The following is a 22,922-nucleotide window of genomic DNA, read 5'->3' as shown; positions in this document are numbered from 1 at the left end:
ATGATTAATCTGCAGAAAAAACAAGAAATCATACTATTGCACGTACGAGAAAATTATTCAAGAAGAAAAATTGCAAAACAATTAGGGCTTAATCGTGCCACAGTCGGAAAATACATCGATGAATATGAGGAAAAAAGAGAAAAACTTTTACAAGAAGATACGGAGGTAGACACAGGGGAATTAATACAATCTATTGTTGAAAAGCCAAAGTACAAAATTGGCACACGGAAAAAACGAAAATTAACAGATGAAATGATACAAAAAATACAAGAACACTTAGAAGAAAACCTTAGAAAAAAACAAAAAGGATTAGGGAAACAAATGAAAACAGCGGTAGATATACATACCTGTTTAGAATCCGAAGGATATGATATTAGTTATGGCACTGTTCTGCGAACAATCAAAGCCCTAGTGCACACACAAAAAGAAGCATTTATTAAAGTGGAACATCAACCTGGACAAGTTTGTGAATTTGATTGGGGAGAAGTAAAACTCATTATAGACGGTCAAAAAAGAACCTTACAAATGGCTGTATTTACGTCTGCATACAGTAATTTTAGAATGGCTTATCTGTTCACTAAACAAAAAACAGAGTGTTTTCAAGAGGCTCATGCTTTATTTTTCCAAGAAGTAAATGGTGTGTTCCATACAATGGTCTATGACAATATGAGAGTAGCAGTCAAAAAATTTATTGGCAATGAAAAAGAACCGACAGAAGCTTTAGTCAAACTATCGTTATATTATGGATTCCACTATCGTTTTTGTAATCCAGCAAGCGGAAATGAAAAAGGGCATGTAGAACGTAGTGTAGAAGTGGTTCGAAGAAAAGCGTTTGCCTATCAAGATACCTTTAAAACACTCCAAGAAGCTAACAAATACTTACATGAAATCTGTTTACAGTTAAATCAAAAGCCTAGGAAATCACACCAACAGATGACACCGAACGAGCTACTCTATACGGAACAAGAATATGTATTCATCGTTCCCCCTCCTTTTGATGCAGCACGCATATTAAATGGACGAGTGGATAAATATTCTACCATTGTGATTGATTAAAATCGTTATTCTGTACCAGATTATCTTGTAGGTGAAGTTGTCCGTATTAAAGTTTATAGCGATTCTATCCAATGTTTTTATCACGAAGAAAAAATCGCAACTCATTGCCGTAAGACAGGGAATCAGGAGTGGAGTTTACAACTCGATCATTATGTAGGCACTCTAAAGAAAAAGCCTGGTGCATTAGCCACTAGTTCGGCTCTACAACAGGCATCACCAAAGTTAAAGCAAATCTACCACTCTTACTATACCACTCACCCGAAAGAATTTATAGAATTACTTCACTTTATGCAGTCTGGTGTCACTCTAAAAGAGATAGAAAGTAGTATCAATCAACTGCGTAATATCCATCCAAGCCATGTTACAACAGAAAAAATTAAGTTATTATGTGCAAAACAAAAGGAAGAACAGATACCAGTTTTAACATACTCATCTCAAAAAACAATTGATATTGAACACTATTCAAAAAAACACTTACAAACGTACGATCAGATGTTTCAAACAAAATACATTCATTAAGGAGAAGAAGTATGATTCAGTCTAAACAAATATGGGTGGAAAAGATTGACACACTCAGTAAAGAGTTGAAATTACCTAAAATCCGTCAGGATTTTGAAGAAATCATTAAAGAATCCATACAAATTGACGCTAGTTATGAAGAGTTTTTAGCACAATTGCTTCAAAAAGAACTAGATGCACGGCAAGAATCAGCAAAATATAATCGCATTCGCCGCGCCGATTTTCCCTATAAGAAATATTTAGAAGATTTGTCTTTGACAGACCTATCACAAGATGCACAAAAAAAGCTCAAACTATTAAAAAATTTGGATTTCATTAAAGAGGGGAGAAATGTAATTTTAGCTGGGCATGCCGGCACTGGAAAAACTCATATATCTATTGGATTAGGAATTCAGGCCTGTATGGAAGGATATAGAGTTTGGTTCACAACAATTCCTTTATTAATCAACCAAATTAAAGAGTGTCGTTCTCAGCGTACATTACGCGCATTTCAAAATCGATTTGAAAAGTATGATTTAGTCATAGCGGATGAAATGGGATATATTTCGTTCGATAAGGAGGGCGCTGAATTACTATTTACTCATTTGTCGTTACGGGCAAATCAGAAAGCAACCATTATCACTACAAATCTATCTTTTGAAAGGTGGGGAGAGATATTTCAAGATCCCGTCATGACGGCAGCGATGGATTGATCGTTTAACACATCAAGCATATATCGTAAACATGATAGGTGATTCCTATCGCATGAAAGAAACTGAAAAGTGGTTAGAAGCACAACAATTAACACAGTAAGGAAATTCATATAACTTTATATATAATTCTAAAGAATTATAATTGAAAATCCAGCCAGTTTTATTAAAAATCGATACTGATTAGAATTCACACAAGTGGCTGGGTTTTCAATGGTAATGTGGCCGGATTTTCAATTGACAAATACAACCCCTAACATTATTCGTAATATCATTAAAGAAATGAAGAAAAGTAAAAGAGAATATAAAGAAAGAATTTACACAAAGATGCATACTTCATATCAAGGACATTACCGCAGAGCATTTTTTGCGATATTAGAAAACCTCGAATTTCGGTCTAATAATGTTACTTATCAACCTATAATTGAAGCCGTACAACTGATTCGAGATTATGCGAATAGTGGTCAACGTTATTTTGAGATTGATGAAAACATCCCCGTTCAGGGTGTAATCCGGTCGAAATGGCAAGATGTCATTATTGAAACAGACAGTAAAGGCATCCAGCGAGTGAATCGGATTAATTATGAAATTGCTGTTTTACAGTCTTTGCGAACGCGCCTTAGATGTAAAGAAATTTGGATTGTAGGGGCAGATCGCTATCGAAATCCTGAAGAAGGTTTACCACAAGACTTTGATGACTACAAAGAAGAATATTTCCAAGCACTGAATGTTCCCCTTGATGCAGAACAATTTATTTCAAACATTATGCAAACAATGAAGGAGCGCTTAAACTTACTGAATCAAGGATTTGAAGGAAAAAATAATGAAAAAGTCAAAATCATTACCAAATCGAATAAAGGCTGGATTCAAGTTACGCCATTAGAAAAGCAAATAGAACCTCCACATTTACCTCAAATAAAAAAAGCTGTCCGTAATTATTGGCCAGATACGAATTTACTAGATGTATTAAAAGAAACAGATTTTCATACAAACTTTACGAAGCATTTTAAGAGTATAGCAGGTAGAGAAATTTTAGATCGTGAAACCATACAACGGCGCTTGCTGCTTAGTATATTTGGATTAGGGACAAATACGGGATTAAAAGCGGTTTCTGCTGGTAGCAATCAAGAAAGTTATCATGACCTTCGGTATATTCGTCAAAAATTCATACACAAAGATAATTTACGAAAAGCAAATGCAGAAATAACGAATAAAATTTTGCATCATCGAAGGAAAGAAGTCTGGGGAGAAGCTACAACTGCCTGTGCTTCGGATTCCAAACAGTTTGGAGCATGGAATCAAAATCTACTCACAGAATGGCATCCTCGTTACAGAAAGAATGGGGTCATGATATATTAGCACGTGGATCGAAAATCTGCTTGTATTTATTCTCAATTAAAATCTTGTCTTTCTTCAGAAGTTGCATCCATGATGGAAGGGGTGTTACGCCATTGTACCGATATGGAAATAGATCGAAATTACGTAGATACACATGGACAAAGTGTTGTTGCATTTGCTTTTTGTCATATACTTGATTTCAAGCTGATGCCTCGATTTAAGAATATTGGTTCTCAAAAGTTGTATCGTCCTGATACCGGAATGAATGAGGAATACCCTCATTTACAACCTGTTTTAAGTAAACCGATTAATTGGGATCTTATTCGTCAACAGTATGAACAGATTATTAAATATACAACCGCTCTATGTTTAGGAACTGCATCAGCTGAATCTATTTTAAAAAGGTTTACTAGGGAAACTCAACATCCAACATATCGTGCTTTATGTGAATTAGGAAAAGCGATTAAGACCATTTTTCTGTGTGAGTATTTACATTTCGAAGAAATTCGTAGAGAGATTCATGAAGGACTGAATACAGTAGAGAGTTGGAATGCAGGAAATGGCTTTATTTTTTACGGAAAAAACAGTGAAATGCGTTCTAACTCTGTAGAAGATCAAGAGGTATCTGCTTTATCCCTTCAATTACTGCAAAACTGTTTAATTTATATGAACACTTTGATGATTCAAGAAGTATTGTACGATAACAATCAATATTGGCTCAAAAAAATGATACCAGAAGACTTTAGAGGATTAACACCTTTATTCTATACACATATTAATCCATATGGAACGTTTAAACTAAATATGGATAAACGAATACCAATTAAGTTGAAGGTATCATAAGAACTTAAACATTTATACCTTACGGTATTTACAATCTGCCCTTCTAAAGATAACCCAACATAATATCAATTATGTTGGGTTATTTGTCGGGATGTGTTACAATCACTATATAAAACTAAACATAATTTATCTGAAGCGCATATAATAAAAACTAAACATAATTGATGGAGGCGTAATGAAATTAATAGAAAGTTTTGTAACACATCTCAAATCAGAAGAAAAAACAAAAAACACCATTTATAATTATAAATTAGCAATACAAGAATACGCTTTTTGGTTTACAGATATTTTTGATAAAGAACCAACGGCTTTATATCCTCAAAATGTGAAAGATTATTTACAATATCTTCAACATGTAAAAAAAAGAAGTGCTAAAACTATAAATGTAAAATTGGCAGCTCTTCAAAAATATAATGAGTTTCTTATTACAATTGGTGTTCAGAATGAACTTGTTATTTCAAAAAATATGAAAAAGAAAATTCAACAAGACTATGCTTCTCCAGCTCAGTTTTCAGAAAAAGAAGTACATAAATTTTTACAAGCCATTGTAGAAACAAAAAAAATACGAGATTATGCTTTAGTCATATTATTAATGCATACAGGGTGTAGAATTAGCGAAGCTTTACAAGTTGATTTACAGCAAGACTTGTATCTTTCTTCATCAGAATTAGTTATTCGTTCTGGGAAAGGCGATAAACAACGAACTGTTTTATTAAATCAAAAAGTGATACAAGCATTAAAAAACTATTTAGTAGAAAGAAACGTACACAAATATAAAAAGAGCCCTTATTTGTTTGTATCAAATAAAGGGCCAAAATTAAGCCGCATGACTGTAAATGATATGTTTACAAAATATAGTAAATTAGCGGATTTAGCGATTTTCTTAAAGCCACATGATTTAAGACATTATTTTTGTTCACACGCATTGGAAAATGGTTTTGATGTACATGAAGTGGCACACATAGCCGGTCATTCTAATATACATACTACATTACTGTATACAAACCCATCTCGAACAAAAATGTTAGATAAATTGAACCTACTTTGAAACAGTAGGTTTTTCTATTTTATATAAATCATCTGACGGACTAGAGCACGAACCGTCTCACTACCCCTAATAGACGGTAGTCCTATGTCTGTTTCATTCTAAATTGCTACATCGACAAATTTTCTAAATCAGAGGGATATCGCATCCACATCTACTCTGTTTAGAATATACCTCGCAAAACTCTAAAAGCGTATCAAGACCATTCCCATGACAGATCCGCACGGCTTCGCCAAAATTCCCTACGTGTGTTTTGTGCAAGCGGAAAATACAGAGAGTTGCAGCGAAAAGTGCAGAGGCTAGCAGCTCGATTTTTTAAATGGTAATTTTAGTGTTTCCAGAAGACAACGCATTGCGTAAACGATAGCTTTCTCCTGTAAATGCAATAATGTGGGCATGATGCACCAAACGGTCCACCAATGCCGAAGTCAATCGATTATCACCAAACACTCGATTCCATTGACCAAATTCTAAATTAGAAGTAACTATCACACTTTTTTGTTCATAACAGTCGGCAATAATATGGAATAGGAGCTCCGCTCCTGGTTTTTGAAACGGTACATAACCTAGTTCATCTAAAATTAATAGATCACATGATTCAATTTGTTTTTTTATACGAGTTAAATTCCCCTGTTTTAAAGTTTCTTCTAATATGCCTACTAAATCCGCTACTCGCAAAAACTTCACTTGATATCCTTTTTCACAGGCCTTTAAACCTAACGCTGTTGCTAAATGTGTTTTACCAGTTCCAGGAGATCCGAGTAATAAAAGGTTCTGTTTTCCTTCAAAAAATCGCAACTCACTAATATGTTCTTTGCTTGTCGTAGAAGGTAAATGAATGTGTTCACCCCATTCATAATCTTTTAACCACTTTAGCTCTCTAAACTTTGCTTTTTTTATTAAAGTTGATACTTTTTTACTTTGTCGAGCTTCAATTTCTAAGTTTAAAATATCCTTTAAGAATTGCTCTTTATTTTCAAATACAACATCATCATAAATCTCTAAAATAGAACTCAAATGTAATACTTTACAAGCTTCTTGTAGGTTTCTATGTTTCATAGTGAGAATGAGCTCCTCTCTAAAGTTGGACAGAGTTTGCGATCATATTGTTCTAAATCCGTTTCATAATCCACTAAAACGGATGGCGTGTGTTTCTCTTCCCATTTCTGCGGATAAGTTACTTGTTTCGCTTGTAATATGCAATCAAGTTCATAGGGAGTTTTTGATAGCCATTCGTCATTTTCCAAGACAATATGTAACTGTTGTAAAGAATACTTTTTGAGCAATCTTTTTACCCCTACTAAGCGTGATTTACGCTCTTCCGTTTGGAAGAGGAGATAATCCTGAACTCTCATAGGTAAGTATTTAAAATATATTGAATAACGTACTACACGTGGTTTCTTTTCCCAATCTTCAAAAATTTCGTGCCAAGGAATGGGTCTATTTGTATGCATGTAAGGTCTATACTCTTCGAAAATCGCTTCTCCTTCAGAAGTAAAACATGTAAATTGATCCCATTCTTTTTTTATGACAATAACTTGTTTGACATTTGTTTTGCGCAAAACAAATCGTTCTTGATCTACTGTAATTTCTCCATATTTATTTACAGTTGTAGTATCTAGTGAAAAGACCGATAGGTCTTCTAAAGGCAATGGCTTTAATGCATTTTTATCATCATTCCACAACTCCTCTATCATGATTTTCTTATCATAATGCGGTCGTTTTTGATCTTCTAATGCTTGTACTTCTAGCCACTGTGCAAGTTGTGAAAAACTTTCCATAACCGGTGAAGTTGTAAACCAATTATTACGTGTATAACTAACTTTACGCTCAACATTACCTTTTTCATGCCCGCTATAAGGGTTACACGGTTGTGTTTCAAAGTTATAATGCATTTGGAATTGTAAAAATGCTTCTGTATAAATACGATTTTCACCTTTTCCTATTGTGATCACAGCGGCGGATAAATTATCAATCCTAAGATGTGTTGGTACACCACCAGCTTGATGGAATAACTGTTTTAAGCCTTCTAAAAAGCATTCCTTATTTTCAGCTGGTAATGGATAAGCAAATGCTGCATTACTATGGGGAAAGCTTAATAGTAGTACTTTAATATCTTTATATGCTCCGTCTTTTACAACTGTCATATTTCCAAAATCAACTTGTGCTTCTCCAGGAGGATGTTCTAATCGTTCGTACCGTTTTTCTTTTGCTGTTTTTATTTGTGGTCTTCGATGTTGAATATAATCACAGACGGTTCGATACGAACCTTGAAAATTATATTCTGTTTTTAATTGATTAAATATCTTTTTACTTGTTCTTCGATCCTTATGGCGAAGCTTACTATCTTCCTCTAACCATAAATCTACAATTTCACCAAACTCACTGTCATACATCATTCCTGTTTTTGTACAAATTGGATCAGTATCCGAAGGATAAACTTCTCCATCAGCATACTTTTTCACAGTTCTCCAATTCTTCCCTAGTTTTCTTGCAATTTCAGATATACTTAAATCATCATTTTCTCTTAAATGTTTGATATAATGGATTTCAGGCATTGTTAGCATCCTTTCTAATCCTCCTGTTTCGCGTCGTAACGAAAACAGTAAGGGATTTATTAAGAGCTGACAAGCCTTTTTTTATGCACTGTATCTATGTACAAAATCGTCGCTCGACTCTGTACTTTCATTTTGCACTAAACAATTGTAATGCCACGAGTTGCTCATTTTCTATTTGTTGCACTTCTATTTCCCACTGATAAAGGTTACCCATTCTTCGTTGGAGTTCTTTGACTAAGCGTTGTCTAATAATATTTTCTGAGGTTGCAAAGATTTCAATAGGACCTATTACATCACGATTTCCGTTAGGAGCGGTAAGTGTACAAATAACTTGATGTTTTTTCATACGTTTCACGTCCCCCCTTAATTAGGATTAGGCTTTTAATATATATAGATAGTGGTAAAACCAGTATTTCATAATGTTTGTACTTCTATATTGAGTTCGATTATCCTTTAAAAAGGTTTTGGTGCAAAAACTTCAGGATTTTCACAAATAATTTTGAAAATTTGCACATATGGATGCTATTCATCTAAAAATGAGTGCATTCGAAAACAACTGATACAATGGAATTCTTCCTAGAAAGTAAATGAAACATACATCAAAGTTATTAGTTTAAAAAACCTTACAACGGAAGCATTTAAAATCTACTCGTTTTGTCATCGTGAAACACGTCCTTTACTTATCGATACCTTGCACATGATGACAGTAACCTTTGCACGAGAACCCTTCAATTGATTGATTCCATACACGTCAGTTTTCACGCTATATTGGCGGTTCTTTTTTCATTTGGTATAATGAACCTAAAATAGATTACCTTTGGGAGAAGAACCTATGAATCACAAAAGAATTGATTTACGTGTAGATTTTGCATTTAAAGCGGTGTTTGGAGCACCTGGCAGTGAAATGATTTTAGCTGCTTTCTTAAATGCGCTCCTTCGTTTTCCTGAAAACCAACAAATTCAGACGCTGCAATTAGTCGATACGCATCTTAATCCTGCATATCCACAGGATAAAAAATCGATTTTAGACGTGCGAGCAAAATTGGAAGATGGCAGCAATATTAACGTGGAAATACAGTTACAAGATAAAGAAGATATGGATGCCAGAACCTTATTCTATTGGAGTAAAATGTATACAGAGCCTTTACAAGCTGGAGATGATTATGCAGAACTTTGCCGTACCATTACGATTAATCTCATCAATTATTCGTTGTTTCATGAAACCGGACAACATCATTCTGTTTTTCGGTTATATGAGGCAACCGAAAGATTTTTATTGACGGATCTCATGGAAATTCATTTTGTTGAGTTACCGAAGTTTTTAACAAAATGGCAAAATGGGGATGTTCATCCAAGTGAAGACCAGTTGGTTCGTTGGTTATTGTTAATCGAAGCGGCAGAACAGGAACATATTACATCTGTATTGGAGGCGATTGCGATGAAAGAAGATCCAATTTTACACAAGGCAATGGAAACATGGGATCGTGTAAGTCAAGATCCTGAGCTAAGAAAGGAATATGAAGCAAGACGAAAAGCATTAATGGATGAAAAAGCGGCACTTCGAAGAGCAGAAAACAAAGGACGAGAAGAAGGAATTCAACAAGGATTAGAACAAGGGTTAGAACAAGGGTTAGAACAAGGAAAAATACAATTAATTCGTGGTATGCACAAGAATGGAGTATCCGTAGAAGATATTGCCAAATTCACGAAAATTAGCGTAGAAGACATACTCCGCTTCTTACAAGGATAATGGAAGGATAGGTTCAGTTGCAAAATTTCTCAAGAGATAAACAGAGGTATGAATGTATGACTAAATAGTATGCGGATACTAGTAATTGTTGTAATTCATTGTACCTTGAATCAAAAAATATTTATAGTTGCATAATAGTTAATCACAAATTCCTCGTCTAGTTTAATGCGAAGAAACTTTGCAACTGAACCATTTTTCTTACATACGCCTGAGAGAATGGAATGCGTTCGACAACATAATTAAACAAAAGTTTGATTAAAAATAGGTGCGAAAACAGTCAAGGTAATCCACTTGACTGTTTTCTAATGTGGCTTTTGTTCTCTCTCATATACACCAGAAGTCCCCACCTTATAAAAATAGTTCATATCAACAAAAAAAGCCTAGCATATGAGGTATGCTGGGCAAGATAGAATGTATGAAAAAATATTGAACAAAAACGAAGGTATATTGATACTAGCACAGATTATTCTATATCAAAAGAAGTTGTTGAAGTTCTGTATCTCGCCTATAATTTAAATACTGAGTATTACGAAAAGAATTGTGGTGTATGGAATGGAAATTGCAATCGTAGTATTAAAATTTATTGGTGGCGTGATTCCCTTAGTGACAGATCTTTTAAAGACATTCATGTAATCTAAGGTTTTGCACGTATCTCCTCATTATTTTAACCATAGAAGAAACATAGGATATCAGCCATTCAGAATTGCTAGATCGACATCTTCTCCTTCCAAGATAGAGAGATTTTGCATCCACATCTCTTCTGTTAGGAATAAACCACCCTATAATTTCTAAACACTTATCAAGACCATTCCCTTGACAAAGCCGCGCGGCATCGCTAAGACTCTATAGGTAAAATAGCGATGCCAGAAGGAGCCGGGTTTGTCCTGGCAGAAGATCAATTGACATGCGGTCACATGTGACAAAATCTTGTTTTGTGTTTTACCAGGTACAAGTACTAGATTCTTGCGCCACGGTATAGCAAATGAAGTTTCGTTCCGTTATGCTACCGCGATTCTATATAAGATCGCACCGCATGATATAAAAATTCCTCTTGCCCCATTTCTTCAGCTTTTGCCATGGCGATGACTTGTTGTTTAAAGGCATGATCTGCATGAAACGAAAGGGATTCCATATTACTTTTTAAAAAGACGCCTTTTGTATGTGGAACAAGGGATCCCGATGTCATATGGGTATACAAATACTGTATCTCTTCTTGCCATTCCGCAGGATTAACCCGCAATAAACATGGTTTTACCTCCAAGTGTATTGTGTCTTGTTGAAGGGATACCCGCATATTTGCCACGCCAATTTTTTCATAAAACAGATTGATTAATCGATATGGCATCGCATGAAAGAGTTGTGGTTTCCGGAAGGAAAACGAGAGAATACCACGCTTGGTTATCACGGGGGTTTTCGGATACGTAGGTACGCGATATCCCTTCTCCTTATAGGCTGATAAAGAGAATACGGCTTCTTCTTCCGTCATGACTCTCCCATCCGTTCCGTTGATTTCAATGACACGTGCTTGTTTCGATGTTTCCTGATGTGTCAACAATTGAAAGAGAAAGATTTCTGTATCCTGGATTTTCATGCGGAATCTTTTGCGTTCCTTTCGATTGGCTTTGCTATCATACTGCTTTTGAAAAGCTTCGAGATCTTCTTCCCCAATTACATAGACTTGCTTCCCTCGCTTTTCGACCTGTGTCGCTGGTAGCTTTCCAGATTTAATATAAGTAAAGATAGTGGAAGGAGCGACGTTTAATAAATCAGCGGCTTCCTTTGTTGTAAATCCATCTACTTGGTCTTCGATCATTAAGGATTGGATATCTTCCAAGTAAAAGATTTTACTACCGAATTGCTTCCAATTATCTTTATATACACACGCAATTAAACCTTCTTTTTCCTTTTTCAAAACGGTCTGTACGGTAACTTCTAACATTTCCGCAGCTTCTTTTGTTGTGACAGTTGGTTTCGTAAGAAACCATACATCCTGTGACATATGTATATACCTCCTTATAATCTATGATACTCGTAAATCATACATGTATTATAACAAATCCCTACAAATACAGAAATAGAATAGATACAAATAAAATATAAATTATATTCTTAACAGAAATAAAAATCATGTGACATTCAATTTATAAGTAACAGTATTATACAATTACATTCTATTGGAAAAATAAAATAAAACTATATTATATATAATTTAAAAATACATTGATATGCAAATAAATTATAAAAAAATATAAGTATAGTTTAATACAGAAGAATGTGGGATTCTTATAGAAAGAATATGAATTATAATTTGTATAATTGATAGAAGTGAAATAAAATGATAAATACAGTTAATAAAGATAATTATATTCATAATCTTTAATAGGAGAGGTGAATTTAAAGTATGGATAATAAAAATAAAAAAGAAAACTTACCGATTATTAAAAATAAAAGTGAATACATAGATAAATATTTAGAGAATATAAGAGATATCTTTCCATTTCTGCATAACAATCGTTATGTAGATAAAGTGGAAGATAAAATGGAGATAGCTGAAAAAGAGGGAAAGAGTAAATATACGTATCTAAGTGACCTAGAAGTAATTTATCATTTCGTACATTTACAAAAAGATATGGATGAAAAGAAGAATAAAAAAGAAGATACAAAAAAGAGCTATGTGTCTGAAATCTTGTCATTTTGTCAATGTATGGTGCAGCATGCAGAAGAATTCGAATTGAATGGGGAAGAGGTACAGCAAAGTGCTTCTTTATTGAAGACATTGCAACCTTGGCATATTCGTAAATATAATTCCTGGTTGAAACAGGTACAGAAAGGTAGGAATAGGGATACATATGCAGTGGCAACACTTGCAAAGAAAACAGTGCTCATTCGTTCGTTTTTAAAACACCTTCATGTATTTGCTTATATTGAAAAACCTCTTCATGAAGAACTCCAGCGCGCAAATGTAAATGAACAGGATCGGCCAAATCGGGACCTATCCTATGATGAAGTGATGAAAATCTTAGGGTTTTATAAAGAAAGAGGTCATTTAGTAAACTATACAATTTTACTAGCTCTGGCAAGTACCGGTGCAAGAATTCAAGAATTATGCACAGTAAAAGTCAAAGATATACACTACGAAGGAAAATACTGGTTAAAAGTCACAGGCAAAGGGGATAAAGTGCGTGAACTTTTCATTTCGGAATATTTGTATCAGTGTATTTGTGAAATGAGACGAAGAAGAGGGTTCCAAACTATATTGGATCGAGGAGATGAAAGTCCTTTATTTGTAAATCAAAGAGGAAACTTTTATAATTCAAAAACGTTATCAAATCAGGTAACAGATATGATAAAAAAGACAAATTTAGATTTTCTGCAGTATCGTGAGAATCCAGTAACGGCGCATACATTCCGTCATGCTTTTGCAATTATGGCAGTAGAACAAGGAAATGCAGATTTATATCACTTAATGCAGACGCTTGGTCATGAAGATATTCAAACAACTAAGATTTACTTAGAGAAACATATGAAGCGTAAGAATAATGTAGGGACTACTTTTGCGGAACAGCTTTATTGAGAAAAAGACTGATAAAAATCTTGTTGTTTGTGTTTGTTTTACTCGAAACCTCTTCATAAACGCCAGGAGAAGCATCATGAGATTTTCGGATGGGTGAATCATATTGATAGTTAAGAAGATTAAATGTGTGTTAGAAGGTAATCTGAGCGTTCGTTTTTCTGTGAAGTAGGCTAAAAACAATCATTTACTCACACACATAGAAAGAATAGAGCCCTTCAAATAAAAACGTTTATAAAGAAAATCGTAATGTCAAAAAAGAGGAATTGGCGATTGTATAGCGAAAAGATACAGGGAGATTAATATGAAATATAGCAGTAAGAGAAGGCATATGGATACTCCTCGGGAGAATTCGTATGTTTTTTCTCTTTTTTGCTGATTGTATACAAAAAGAAGGGGCATGCGAGCACAATTCATTCTTACATAAACACGAAAACAATGTCTACGCAACAGAGAACTAGCGTAAAGTTAGCTGCCATGTCCTGCCTATCATACAAAAACGACCTGTTGTCTGGTACAGGTCGTTTTTGGGGTTCTGGTGCGAAAACTTTGAAGTATATGAAAATGGTCTATCAAACTTGGAAATACTGATAGTACTACTCTATAAAAGGTGTGTGATCAGTATGGAAAAGGAGAATTTATTTAAGTGGAAACATTATCAACCAGACATCATCTTGTTTACTGTTCGTTGGTACCTACGGTACAACTTAAGCTTTCGTGATTTGGTGGAAATGATGGAGGAACGAGGGTTATTCCTGGCTCATACAACTATTATGCGATGGGTACATCAATATGGGCCGGAGTTTGATAAACGAATTCGACGTCATCTCAAACAAACGAATAACTCATGAAGAGTGGACGAAACATATATAAAAGTAAAAGGACAATGGATGTATTTATATCGTGCCGTTGATTCTGAAGGAAACACGATTGACTTTTATTTGAGTAAGTCTAGAAATCATAAGGCTGCAAAGCGATTCTTCAAGAAAGCCTTGCGGTCTTTTCATGTCTCAAAACCTCGTATCATCACGGTTGATAAGAACCCTGCTTATCCAATTGCTATCGAACAATTGAAGAAAGAAAAAAGGATACCAATAGGCACCAAAATCCGAAGGATAAAATATTTAAATAACATAGTAGAACAAGATCATCGTTTTATTAAAAAACGTATACGCTCTATGTTGGGATTTAAATCATACAAAACATCAGCCTCTATATTGAGTGGTGTTGAAGCCATGCATATGGTCAAAAAAGAACAAATTGATTTGCAGGACCAGTCTGTCCAAAATCAAAATATTTTTATCAACCAGCTGTTTGGATTAACTGCTTAACAGGTGATTCCGTTAGGAATCCTTGATTCTTTTTTATTTATCATCTTTTTGCACCAGAACCTTCTACGTTGTCTAGAAAGAAATATGTCTACAGAGGAAGTCATAAAAAGAACAGGATTCCTTTCTCATCTATCAGTAAAGCGTTATGCAGAATATGCAAATCAACATTCACATGGAAAATAATTTGAATAGAAGCACCTTCTATGGCATACTAAAATAGTATAAGTTTATTTGTAGAAATGTAACGATTGAACTTCTTTCTTATATACATAAATGCAAAAGGGTAATATTTTCAATTTTTTCTTTTTTCATAGGAATCTGCGGATACAAGAGTCGTAGAACATGAAACATACGAAAAGCTCCCTAACTTGTTATACAAATCAGGGAGCAAAAGGTAGTACAGTATCGTTTACGCTAAGTGTAGCACAAACAGGTTCATTCGGTCTGTATTTTTCTGAATATTCGATTTATTATTAAATATTAGTTCTTTAGGTTTAGAAGCTCCAGTGGAACAACTAACCTTTTGAAAAAGTGTACCGTACACTTTAATTGTCTAAAATATGGCGTATTTCCGATATATCCATATTCGTAAACTTTGCAATATCTTCTATATTCATGCCATTTTTATGCATGCCTCGGATAAGTTGGATTTTTCCTTTTTCCATACCCTCTTGAAGCCCTTCTTCTCGTCCCTTTTCCATGCCTTTCTTTTCGGCATACTTATACTTAGAAGCTTCATCAATAAGAGCCTTTTGTCTCGCCTCATATGACATACGGAATGCAGGGTCTTGACTCATCTTTTCCCACTTCTGCATCGCATCTTTTAAAATCGGATCTCGGTTCATGGCGATCTCCTCCAGTGTATGCGTTAATTGTGTATCCTCGTTTGCGGACAGTAACAGTAACCATCTCACAAAGGAATCTTCCCACGGATTTACTTGTTCTTCTTTCCATTGTGCCATTAATTTTGGAATTTCAATTACGTGTAATTCTAAATCGTCTACGAGTAACTTTTGTAACTCGATATCCCACAGTTTTCCTGTTGTATGGAATGTTTCGTATTCTGAGAAAACAGGAAAGTTTAAAATGTTAATGGTGATGGTTTTTCTGAGTGCATCGTAAGAGCCACCTTTTTGCATTTGAGAAGCATATAAACGACTCCAATAATACAAACTGCGTTTTAAAAAATCATGTTGGTCATTGAGCTGTATTTCAATAGAAATTTGGGTATTATCGTCTAAAGTTGCTAATACATCTAGAATGGACAATTTGTCCTTTTCATATTCTCGATGCAAGTGCGGGTCTTCTATTTGTAAGATTTGAATCGGTGAAGAGAGCGAAGACGCTAAAATCACGTTCAAAAATTGCATTAAAATTTGTTCATTTCCTCTTGAGCCAAATAATTGCTTGAAAGCAAAATCGACTCGCAAATTGACTAAAGGTTGATCCATGGTTAGAGTCACCTTTCTGTTTCGTATGCTATACGATTTTTTTGTCATTCCCCTTTTTCGGGGAATGAGCAAAGAATCTATATGCCTATTGTATCGGAGAAGGAAGAGGAGAAGCAACCCTTGTGAAGATGTTTTGGGTCATTTATTTTTAAATACATTATGGTACGTGAAATTATATTTTTGTAGCTTAAACATGCACCTATCTTTTTATGTCTTTCCCTTTTCTATCGAGGATTTTACCTGTCATCTTTTTAACCTCCTTATCAATTCCTATGCAGGGATTTCGTCTTTTTGCATGGAAATATATTCACTTTGTCTTTTTCTTTTGTTATAAAGGCATCTGAACGCCCGTTTTTCTCGCTTTCCGCCAAAAAACGAACGATTTTATCGGATTCTAAAAACCAATAAAACAAAATATACGAATTATAGATGTACAGTCAAATGAGAAGAACAATAGTACACCGCTCGGTGTTTCAACTCTTCATACGTGTATAATTTTTGTTTATCAAATAATTTGGGATGCTTCTGTCTATAGTATCCGAACAATTCTTCTCCATTTTCCCGTATACGATACCGACGAGTTTGTCTGATTGTACCTGGTATTTCTTCAGGAGCAAACTGTTTGAGTATTTGTAATGCTTGTGAAGATGGGATTTCTTCCCCTGTTACATAGGCATGGATAAAGATAAGTTCTTTTATTGTTATATAATTGTAATGTGAATTCCCGCTCATAGAAGAATCCCCTCCTCGGTCATTATTTTCATCCGTACATGACTAGGTATATAAATGAATCTATCTGTTTAGCCTATAAGTATCTTCAGCGTTTGTTTCACTTTTTCATCGTCCACTCGATAAAATACTTCTAATCCTTTTCGCTCATATGCTACGACTTTATGTGATTTTAACTTGCCAAGATGTTGTGAAACAGTGGATTGTGGCATGGCGAGATACCGTTGTAATTCAGAAACATTTAATGAAGTTTTCTTTATTAATTGATGTACAATTTGGAGACGGACAGGGTGTGCTAATACCCTTAATACTTCTGCAACACGTTCTAATTCATTTGGCCCCGTGTAAAAGACATTTTTCATCTCCTTTTTCCTCCTTTATGTGATTTTTTATACGTCTCCTCCATCAAATTCATTTCCTTATCTTTTCATATCTATTCTACCATATCTCATCTTGTATAGGCATAGAATTAGGAACAGCAAAAAGGACATCTTCCCCAGGAAGATGCCTTTTTTAGGTAACTCTCTCTAGATGTTAATAATATTATATGCAATTTATTCATAAATATACTAAATAATTGTATGCTAGTAAATTAGACGTGTTATTCTTCACAAACACAGCTATTCCATATGCTACGAAAGTTGCTGGCTCTACCACCCGATCCTTCACAACAATCTTGATTGTGCTAGCGAAGAATCAAGAACACGCTTTCGGATTATAAAGTCTACATCTCATTTTGTCAATAGCAGACAAATAACAAAAATATAAACAATAAAATAGTATACACATTTCAATTATAGGATTCATACCCAATCATTTTTATAAATTCGTTGCATATTTCGCAAGGCGATCAGCTAAATCATTGTACTCATTACCGCTATGAGCCTTTACCTTTACAAAAAGTATTTCGATGTTACGCATGTATTTTTGCATAAAATCTTGATACTCTTGTGTCTGAGTGGTTTTAGCTTTCCAGGCTTTTGTTGCGAAATTTTCAATACCTGTATAGTCATAGTACAAAATCATGTGTTTCCAGCCATTCGCTAAAGCCAATTCTACCGCACGTCTTGCACCCATGAGCTCAGCACCTACATTATGGGTAACTGTTACATCTGAGTAGGGATAGGCACTGAAATCTTTTAAATACACCTGATTTTGAACAATCATGACTAAGCCATATCCTGCAATTTTTCGCTTCATGTTATAACTTCCATCAATATAAACTTCTACGCCGGCTTCTTGAGAAACACCTGCGGAATGTAATTTTGTTGGCTGTTCTTTTATGTTTTGAGAAGGAGGAGATACCTGGTGTTTTTTATTTTGAATGAGAGTGGATGACAAATATTGTTGCGCTTCTTTTTTAGAAGGAAAAGAGCGGTACTGAGCACCTGAATACCCTTTTACATGCGTCTCACATTCTTTCCAAGAATAAAAAATACCAGTTTTCCTCCCTTTTCGCACAGCATATACTTTCTTTTTCATCCCTCTTCCCCCTATTTCACTTCTAACGTGCGCTGATTCATTACTTCAATTATCTCTCTTTATATAATGGCATCATATTTTAGACAATTTAATTTTTTATGTATACATTTCTTCAAATCGTTATCCTAAAGGTAAGGCATACGCTCCATTAGAACAAAGGAAGAAACAGAGAAGATAAGATTTAAATGTATACTAACTTTGGGTGTTGAATATTTTAATAAATATTACAGTACGTGAAATTATATATATATGGACATAGAATAACTATTTACACCTTTCCTGTAAATCCGTCCTTTCCGGAGATAGTGTGAGATACTATCATTCTTCCTGGAAAACGGATTTTTTTATGCATTCATTTTTGGATATTTATGAGTTTTGCAACACCCTCACATTTGTAAAAAGGGAAATTGTACGTCTTCCATCTATTATTTCCTCCTTTTATACACTCCCACTCTAACTTTAGAATGGTAAATCGTCGTCCGAAATATCAATTGGTTTTCCTGCATTTGAGAATGGATCATCATTCTTTTTAAATTCAGAATTACTAGATTGATTAAATGGACTTGAACCTTGATTACCAAGACTAGCCCCCACTGGCTGTTGATTAAATGAATTACGTTCTCCTCCACCACCATTACGTGGCTCTAAAAATTGTACGCTCTCTGCAAGTAACTATTTAGTTTACTAAAAAACGACATATCTGCACGCTGGATACGACTGAGGATTGCCTCAGGATTTTTATCAATAGATTCTATAAATTGATAGATTGAATCCATAAGATGATCCATCGTTTCATGATAACAGTTTGCTAAAACATTTTCTTTCATTACCTTCCATACACGTTCAATCATATTTAAGTTCGGGGAATATGGAGGTGAAAATAGCAAAGTCAGACGGCGGTTATTTTCTCGCATAAACGATTTCAGTAGCTTAGCATGATGATACCTTGCGTTATCTAATACAAGCACAACGTGCTTATTTTCATATTCTTTTAACACATATGTTAAAAATTGCTGAAACGTTTCAGCATTACAGCAATCTGCTTTTGTACAGAGAAATTTACCCGTGATTGCATCAATCGTACCGAATAAAGACGTCGAATTACGCTTTCCTAACACTGCAATTTTCTTTTGTTTCCCTTTTGCAAACCATGTAGCATGAACGGTTTGACTATCTCTAAAGTGACATTCATCTTGATATAAGAGTACGGTATTTTCATCAATTAAGCTTTTTTTATCATATCTAATTGTTTTTGAAACTGTATTTGTTTTTCTTTATTTGCTTTTTTTAATACATAAGTAGCATTTGTATAAGAAAAATTCATCCGATGTAACATTTTTCGGATGCCTTCACGCGACATACAAATAGCAAATTTCTCTTTGATGACATATTGGATATTTCGTGTATTCCAGAAAGATTCTTGACCAAATTGCAACTTCGCTGGAGTTGTATGTAAAATGAGTTGTTTTAATTCTTCCTGTTGTTGCTTAGTTAAATATGGCTTTTTCCCAGGGATTTGTTTACGAGTAAGTAATCCTTCCAGCGCATGTTCTTTGAATTTTTTCACATAACTAGAGACGCTTTGACGATGCATCCCGAGTATGATTGCTACATCTACCATTGTGTATCCTTCCATTACCATTCGAACAGCTGTAATACGTCGTTGACGAGAAGTTTGTTTTTCTTTTTTCTCTATTTTTCGTAAATCTGATATTGTGAAATCATGTGATTTTTGTATTTTATGTGGCATAGTGTATCTTTCTCCCTTTATGTTTTTTTACAAACATTATCGGGTATCCTGAAACGATTTATACATGGTGATATTTTATTGTGGACTTATACAGGTTAATTTAAAAGGCTCTGTTGCAAAGTTTGAAAAAGATATGTATAGGTCATTTTCATACGTTTGTCCTATCAGAACTATATTTTCTCAATATGGCTAATGAGTATATGTGATAAAATAAAGGATGATTTTGTATATTATTAAAATTAAAGTGGTTATCAAGTCAAAGGAAAAGGCACTCTCATGAGTGCCTTTTCCTTATAAAACACATTCGTTACTACGCTACTGAGATCATTTCTAATAACAGGTTAGTGAAAGAGGAAGATAGGATGTGTAAATGTGTACAAACCAGTTATTTTTTAAGATTCCAAACAGATTTTTATTTTACAATCCTTTTTATTTCTCATGTTGTTCGACATAGTCTACCAAAGGGATTTAATGGTATAAATATTATGAAGTTATACGACAATCCTGTATGAACGTATTCATCAATCATACAAGTTTTCTTGTGATGGGAATATATGCTCGCTTATGCAAGTACTTCACTCTGTTTGTTACGTTACATTCTTGATAAAACGGGATACTCTCAATCGAACTTGGCTGATTCAGCCAAGTTCGATTGTAAATATTTGTTTCTATTGTAAGAAACGTGAGTGTTTTCAGTGGTAATACTAATTAGCAGGTAAAGGTTGGGTTTTTCGCAACTGTTCCTGACTTTGCCGAAAAACGGGGTGTTGGTTTGGTCGTAGTGGAGCAGGAGATAGATCTACTGGACGTAACGATAGACAAGATTTCCATTGTTGCGGATTTCAGGGAAGGTTTGAGGAAATCGGATTTTATACAATCAGTCACGAACACACAGATCTATGACAGACAGCCATATACTTCACGTAACTTTGGTTATCAAGAAGTGTTAAAATCAGAGTTTCTTCAAGTAGGTTATATAGAACTTGCAGGCGAAATGAAAGGGATAGACATAGATCTACAAAAATTAATATTTCATAGAATACGGCTAGAAATGGAAATCGAACGGGAAAGTAAACGCCGTGAGCATGGAGAAGCGATGCTATCAAATGAGGAATATCAGAGGTTATTCGAAAATAAGGAAGATATACAAGCGTTAATCGAACAAACAAATGAAGAGGGAATGCTTACAGATCGACATAAAATAGAGTATCATAAAAAACACATTGAAGTATCTTTACGTGAATTGCAATCGATCTTACAGTCGACAGCAGATGAGATAGATGAAATATATGCAAATGTAGATTTTTCAATTCAGTCGATGCGACGGTATCATGAAAAGCACTTGTACGCTCTTCATGAAAAAAGGAGAATCTTACAAAAGCAAATTCAGACGAAGCAAATAGAGTTGGAAATGGATGCAGAAAAGATGTGCTTACTTGATGAAGAAGGATTTCTTCCCTATACAAAAAAGACAACCAGAAAGCATTTGATAAAGGCAGTACGATTTGAATTTAATCCAAAATATATGAAATGCAATCCAATCGTGAACGAATCTATACGACATGTTTTGGGGTTACTAGAGAATATAGAAGTCACAGGTATACATATTGCACTCGATTATGCTGTGAACATATCCGATCTCAAAATAAGAGATTTATCCAGCAAAACGGAATATATGATACTCAGTCGTGATAAAACATTAGAAACACTCTATATAGGTGTAAGATCATCTGATAATTGTTTATGTATTTATAATAAGAAGAAAGAAGCGGAACAAAATGGTTCCATTGATCCGTATCCGGATATAGAATATGTAACACGTTTCGAAGCGCGCTTAAGAAAGAAGAAGACCTTAGAACTATGGGAAGAGGATTGGACCCCCTTTGACAACATAATTGTGAGTACATTACAGCAATTGGGACAAATGAATTTGAAATTGAATGATAAAATCATTCTTGATGCAATTATGAGTGATAAGTACGGAAGGTATTGGGGGATGATGGACAAGTATCAAAAGACAGCCTGGAGAAAAAAAATGAAGGATCTTGTCCCGAAAAAGTTAGACATAGCAAAAGATTTTTCCAAAAAAAAGAAGTCACTTAGTGAGGAACTAAATGACTTACTCAATGGTTCGATGCTCCATACAATGTTCACAAATATAGAGCCAAGCAATTAAGCATGAATAATCTACTCAAACTGTATCATGATGTGGGGTTGAAAGCAAGTGAATCCTACTTGAGAAATGAAAGTGAATCATCTGACTACATCTATAAAGAGAAGGAATATGACATTTTTTATGTAGGAATGATGTTCGGTTCGGATATATTTTTTTGTACGAATACCTACTAGGTTCTTAACACGTAAGATGTGTTGTGAACAAAAAGAGGAATGAATGATGGCTATAGAATGTCATGAATCTGAATATCATTCTTGTGAAAAAAGAAATATATATGGGGATAGTTGAGGTTATCCTACAATGGCTTGTTATACAGACGGGATTCTTCATTTTTTACGACGAGTAAGCCCAGGTACTTGCATTGTGTTACAGTATGATGGGCAACGCCCTACCACCACGACATTTCAAGGATTCCAGTACGGTGAAATCATCTTATCTGATTTTGGTGGTTTTCCTATGCTCGCACATCTTGCGATTCAGGCAGTAAATGTGATTGCTCTTGGGTTTCCTGTTTGTAAGCGTCCAAAAATCCACAGAGATTGTGATTGTGTAGATGCGTAAATAAGGTATGTTTGACTGGAAACAGATTTTGTATGTTGTGAAGATCAAAATATATTCCCCCCCAATAGAAAAA

At 34.6% G+C, this 22,922-nt stretch carries 16 protein-coding genes and 5 pseudogenes; 10 read left to right on the top strand and 11 right to left on the bottom strand.

Features of this window, described 5'->3' with window-relative positions:
- The 4 genes and pseudogenes from istA (ACP6L7_RS34350) to ACP6L7_RS34335 all read left to right on the top strand — a co-directional run bounded on the left by istA (ACP6L7_RS34350) (nt 1) and on the right by ACP6L7_RS34335 (nt 5,493).
- Nucleotides 1-1,575 (top strand): annotated as a pseudogene (gene istA / locus ACP6L7_RS34350) (IS21 family transposase).
- Nucleotides 1,576-1,586: 11 nt separating this feature from the next.
- A pseudogene (istB, locus tag ACP6L7_RS34345) lies at nt 1,587-2,367 on the top strand (IS21-like element helper ATPase IstB).
- 158 nt (nt 2,368-2,525) lie between these two features.
- Nucleotides 2,526-4,445 (top strand): annotated as a pseudogene (locus ACP6L7_RS34340) (Tn3 family transposase); the annotation flags it as partial.
- A gap of 175 nt (nt 4,446-4,620) precedes the next feature.
- On the top strand, nt 4,621-5,493 hold the full coding sequence (locus ACP6L7_RS34335; RefSeq protein ID WP_430529765.1) for a tyrosine-type recombinase/integrase: 873 nt from the start codon (nt 4,621-4,623) through the stop codon (nt 5,491-5,493).
- A gap of 312 nt (nt 5,494-5,805) precedes the next feature.
- On the opposite strand, the gene istB (ACP6L7_RS34330) is transcribed toward ACP6L7_RS34335, so the two are convergent.
- From istB (ACP6L7_RS34330) to ACP6L7_RS34320, 3 genes are all read right to left on the bottom strand, one after another.
- The gene (istB, locus tag ACP6L7_RS34330) at nt 5,806-6,549 is read right to left on the bottom strand and encodes an IS21-like element helper ATPase IstB (RefSeq protein WP_430529764.1); all 744 of its coding nucleotides are present in this window, start codon (nt 6,547-6,549) and stop codon (nt 5,806-5,808) included.
- A complete protein-coding gene (gene istA, locus ACP6L7_RS34325; protein ID WP_430529763.1) occupies nt 6,546-8,057 on the bottom strand; it encodes an IS21 family transposase in 1,512 nt (503 codons plus the stop codon). The genes istB (ACP6L7_RS34330) and istA (ACP6L7_RS34325) overlap by 4 nt, the downstream gene beginning before the upstream one ends.
- A gap of 118 nt (nt 8,058-8,175) precedes the next feature.
- On the bottom strand, nt 8,176-8,394 hold the full coding sequence (locus ACP6L7_RS34320; RefSeq protein ID WP_430529762.1) for a hypothetical protein: 219 nt from the start codon (nt 8,392-8,394) through the stop codon (nt 8,176-8,178).
- A 486-nt stretch (nt 8,395-8,880) separates the two neighbouring features.
- Here ACP6L7_RS34320 and ACP6L7_RS34315 point away from each other — a divergent pair, with 486 nt between their 5' ends.
- Nucleotides 8,881-9,798, top strand: a complete 918-nt coding sequence (locus ACP6L7_RS34315) for an Rpn family recombination-promoting nuclease/putative transposase (RefSeq protein ID WP_430529761.1) — start codon at nt 8,881-8,883, stop codon at nt 9,796-9,798.
- 1,003 nt (nt 9,799-10,801) lie between these two features.
- Here ACP6L7_RS34315 and ACP6L7_RS34310 read toward each other — a convergent pair.
- Entirely contained in the window at nt 10,802-11,797 is a 996-nt protein-coding gene (locus ACP6L7_RS34310; RefSeq protein WP_430529139.1) for a helix-turn-helix domain-containing protein, read from the bottom strand.
- Between the two features lie 402 nt (nt 11,798-12,199).
- Here ACP6L7_RS34310 and ACP6L7_RS34305 point away from each other — a divergent pair, with 402 nt between their 5' ends.
- The 3 genes and pseudogenes from ACP6L7_RS34305 to ACP6L7_RS34295 all read left to right on the top strand — a co-directional run bounded on the left by ACP6L7_RS34305 (nt 12,200) and on the right by ACP6L7_RS34295 (nt 15,177).
- Entirely contained in the window at nt 12,200-13,372 is a 1,173-nt protein-coding gene (locus ACP6L7_RS34305; protein WP_430529138.1) for a tyrosine-type recombinase/integrase, read from the top strand.
- Between the two features lie 620 nt (nt 13,373-13,992).
- A pseudogene (locus tag ACP6L7_RS34300) lies at nt 13,993-14,700 on the top strand (IS6 family transposase).
- Between the two features lie 342 nt (nt 14,701-15,042).
- Nucleotides 15,043-15,177, top strand: coding sequence for a hypothetical protein (locus ACP6L7_RS34295; protein ID WP_430529760.1), 135 nt, complete (start codon nt 15,043-15,045; stop codon nt 15,175-15,177).
- 68 nt (nt 15,178-15,245) lie between these two features.
- Here the strand turns inward: ACP6L7_RS34295 and ACP6L7_RS34290 are convergent, their stop codons facing one another.
- The 7 genes and pseudogenes from ACP6L7_RS34290 to ACP6L7_RS34260 form a co-directional block, all read right to left on the bottom strand.
- Nucleotides 15,246-16,151: an Rpn family recombination-promoting nuclease/putative transposase gene (locus ACP6L7_RS34290; protein ID WP_430529759.1), complete on the bottom strand. Its 906-nt coding sequence runs from the start codon at nt 16,149-16,151 to the stop codon at nt 15,246-15,248.
- Nucleotides 16,152-16,574: 423 nt separating this feature from the next.
- On the bottom strand, nt 16,575-16,883 hold the full coding sequence (locus ACP6L7_RS34285) for a hypothetical protein (RefSeq protein WP_430529758.1): 309 nt from the start codon (nt 16,881-16,883) through the stop codon (nt 16,575-16,577).
- Nucleotides 16,884-16,951: 68 nt separating this feature from the next.
- Nucleotides 16,952-17,242, bottom strand: a complete 291-nt coding sequence (locus tag ACP6L7_RS34280; RefSeq protein WP_208743199.1) for an ArsR/SmtB family transcription factor — start codon at nt 17,240-17,242, stop codon at nt 16,952-16,954.
- 457 nt (nt 17,243-17,699) lie between these two features.
- Nucleotides 17,700-18,362, bottom strand: coding sequence for a ribonuclease H1 domain-containing protein (locus ACP6L7_RS34275; RefSeq protein WP_430529757.1), 663 nt, complete (start codon nt 18,360-18,362; stop codon nt 17,700-17,702).
- Between the two features lie 459 nt (nt 18,363-18,821).
- Nucleotides 18,822-19,034 (bottom strand): annotated as a pseudogene (locus tag ACP6L7_RS34270) (single stranded DNA-binding domain-containing protein); the annotation flags it as partial.
- Nucleotides 19,007-19,585 (bottom strand): IS630 family transposase, encoded by a 579-nt coding sequence (locus ACP6L7_RS34265; RefSeq protein WP_430529841.1) that lies wholly within the window; start codon nt 19,583-19,585, stop codon nt 19,007-19,009. The gene ACP6L7_RS34265 and the pseudogene ACP6L7_RS34270, both read right to left, overlap by 28 nt.
- A complete protein-coding gene (locus ACP6L7_RS34260; protein ID WP_430529170.1) occupies nt 19,585-20,112 on the bottom strand; it encodes a helix-turn-helix domain-containing protein in 528 nt (175 codons plus the stop codon). The genes ACP6L7_RS34265 and ACP6L7_RS34260 overlap by 1 nt, the downstream gene beginning before the upstream one ends.
- 781 nt (nt 20,113-20,893) lie before the next feature.
- Between ACP6L7_RS34260 and ACP6L7_RS34255 the strand changes: the two genes are divergently transcribed.
- Together ACP6L7_RS34255 and ACP6L7_RS34250 are read left to right on the top strand one after the other, a co-directional pair.
- Nucleotides 20,894-22,288: a replication initiation factor domain-containing protein gene (locus ACP6L7_RS34255; protein ID WP_430529204.1), complete on the top strand. Its 1,395-nt coding sequence runs from the start codon at nt 20,894-20,896 to the stop codon at nt 22,286-22,288.
- Nucleotides 22,289-22,588: 300 nt separating this feature from the next.
- On the top strand, nt 22,589-22,849 hold the full coding sequence (locus tag ACP6L7_RS34250) for a hypothetical protein (RefSeq protein WP_430529169.1): 261 nt from the start codon (nt 22,589-22,591) through the stop codon (nt 22,847-22,849).
- The last annotated feature ends 73 nt before the right edge of the window (nt 22,850-22,922 follow it).

The organism is Bacillus silvicola (assembly GCF_050524305.1).
Classification (GTDB): domain Bacteria; phylum Bacillota; class Bacilli; order Bacillales; family Bacillaceae_G; genus Bacillus_A; species Bacillus_A cereus_AT.
This window is presented reverse-complemented; position numbering and strand designations above follow the sequence as displayed.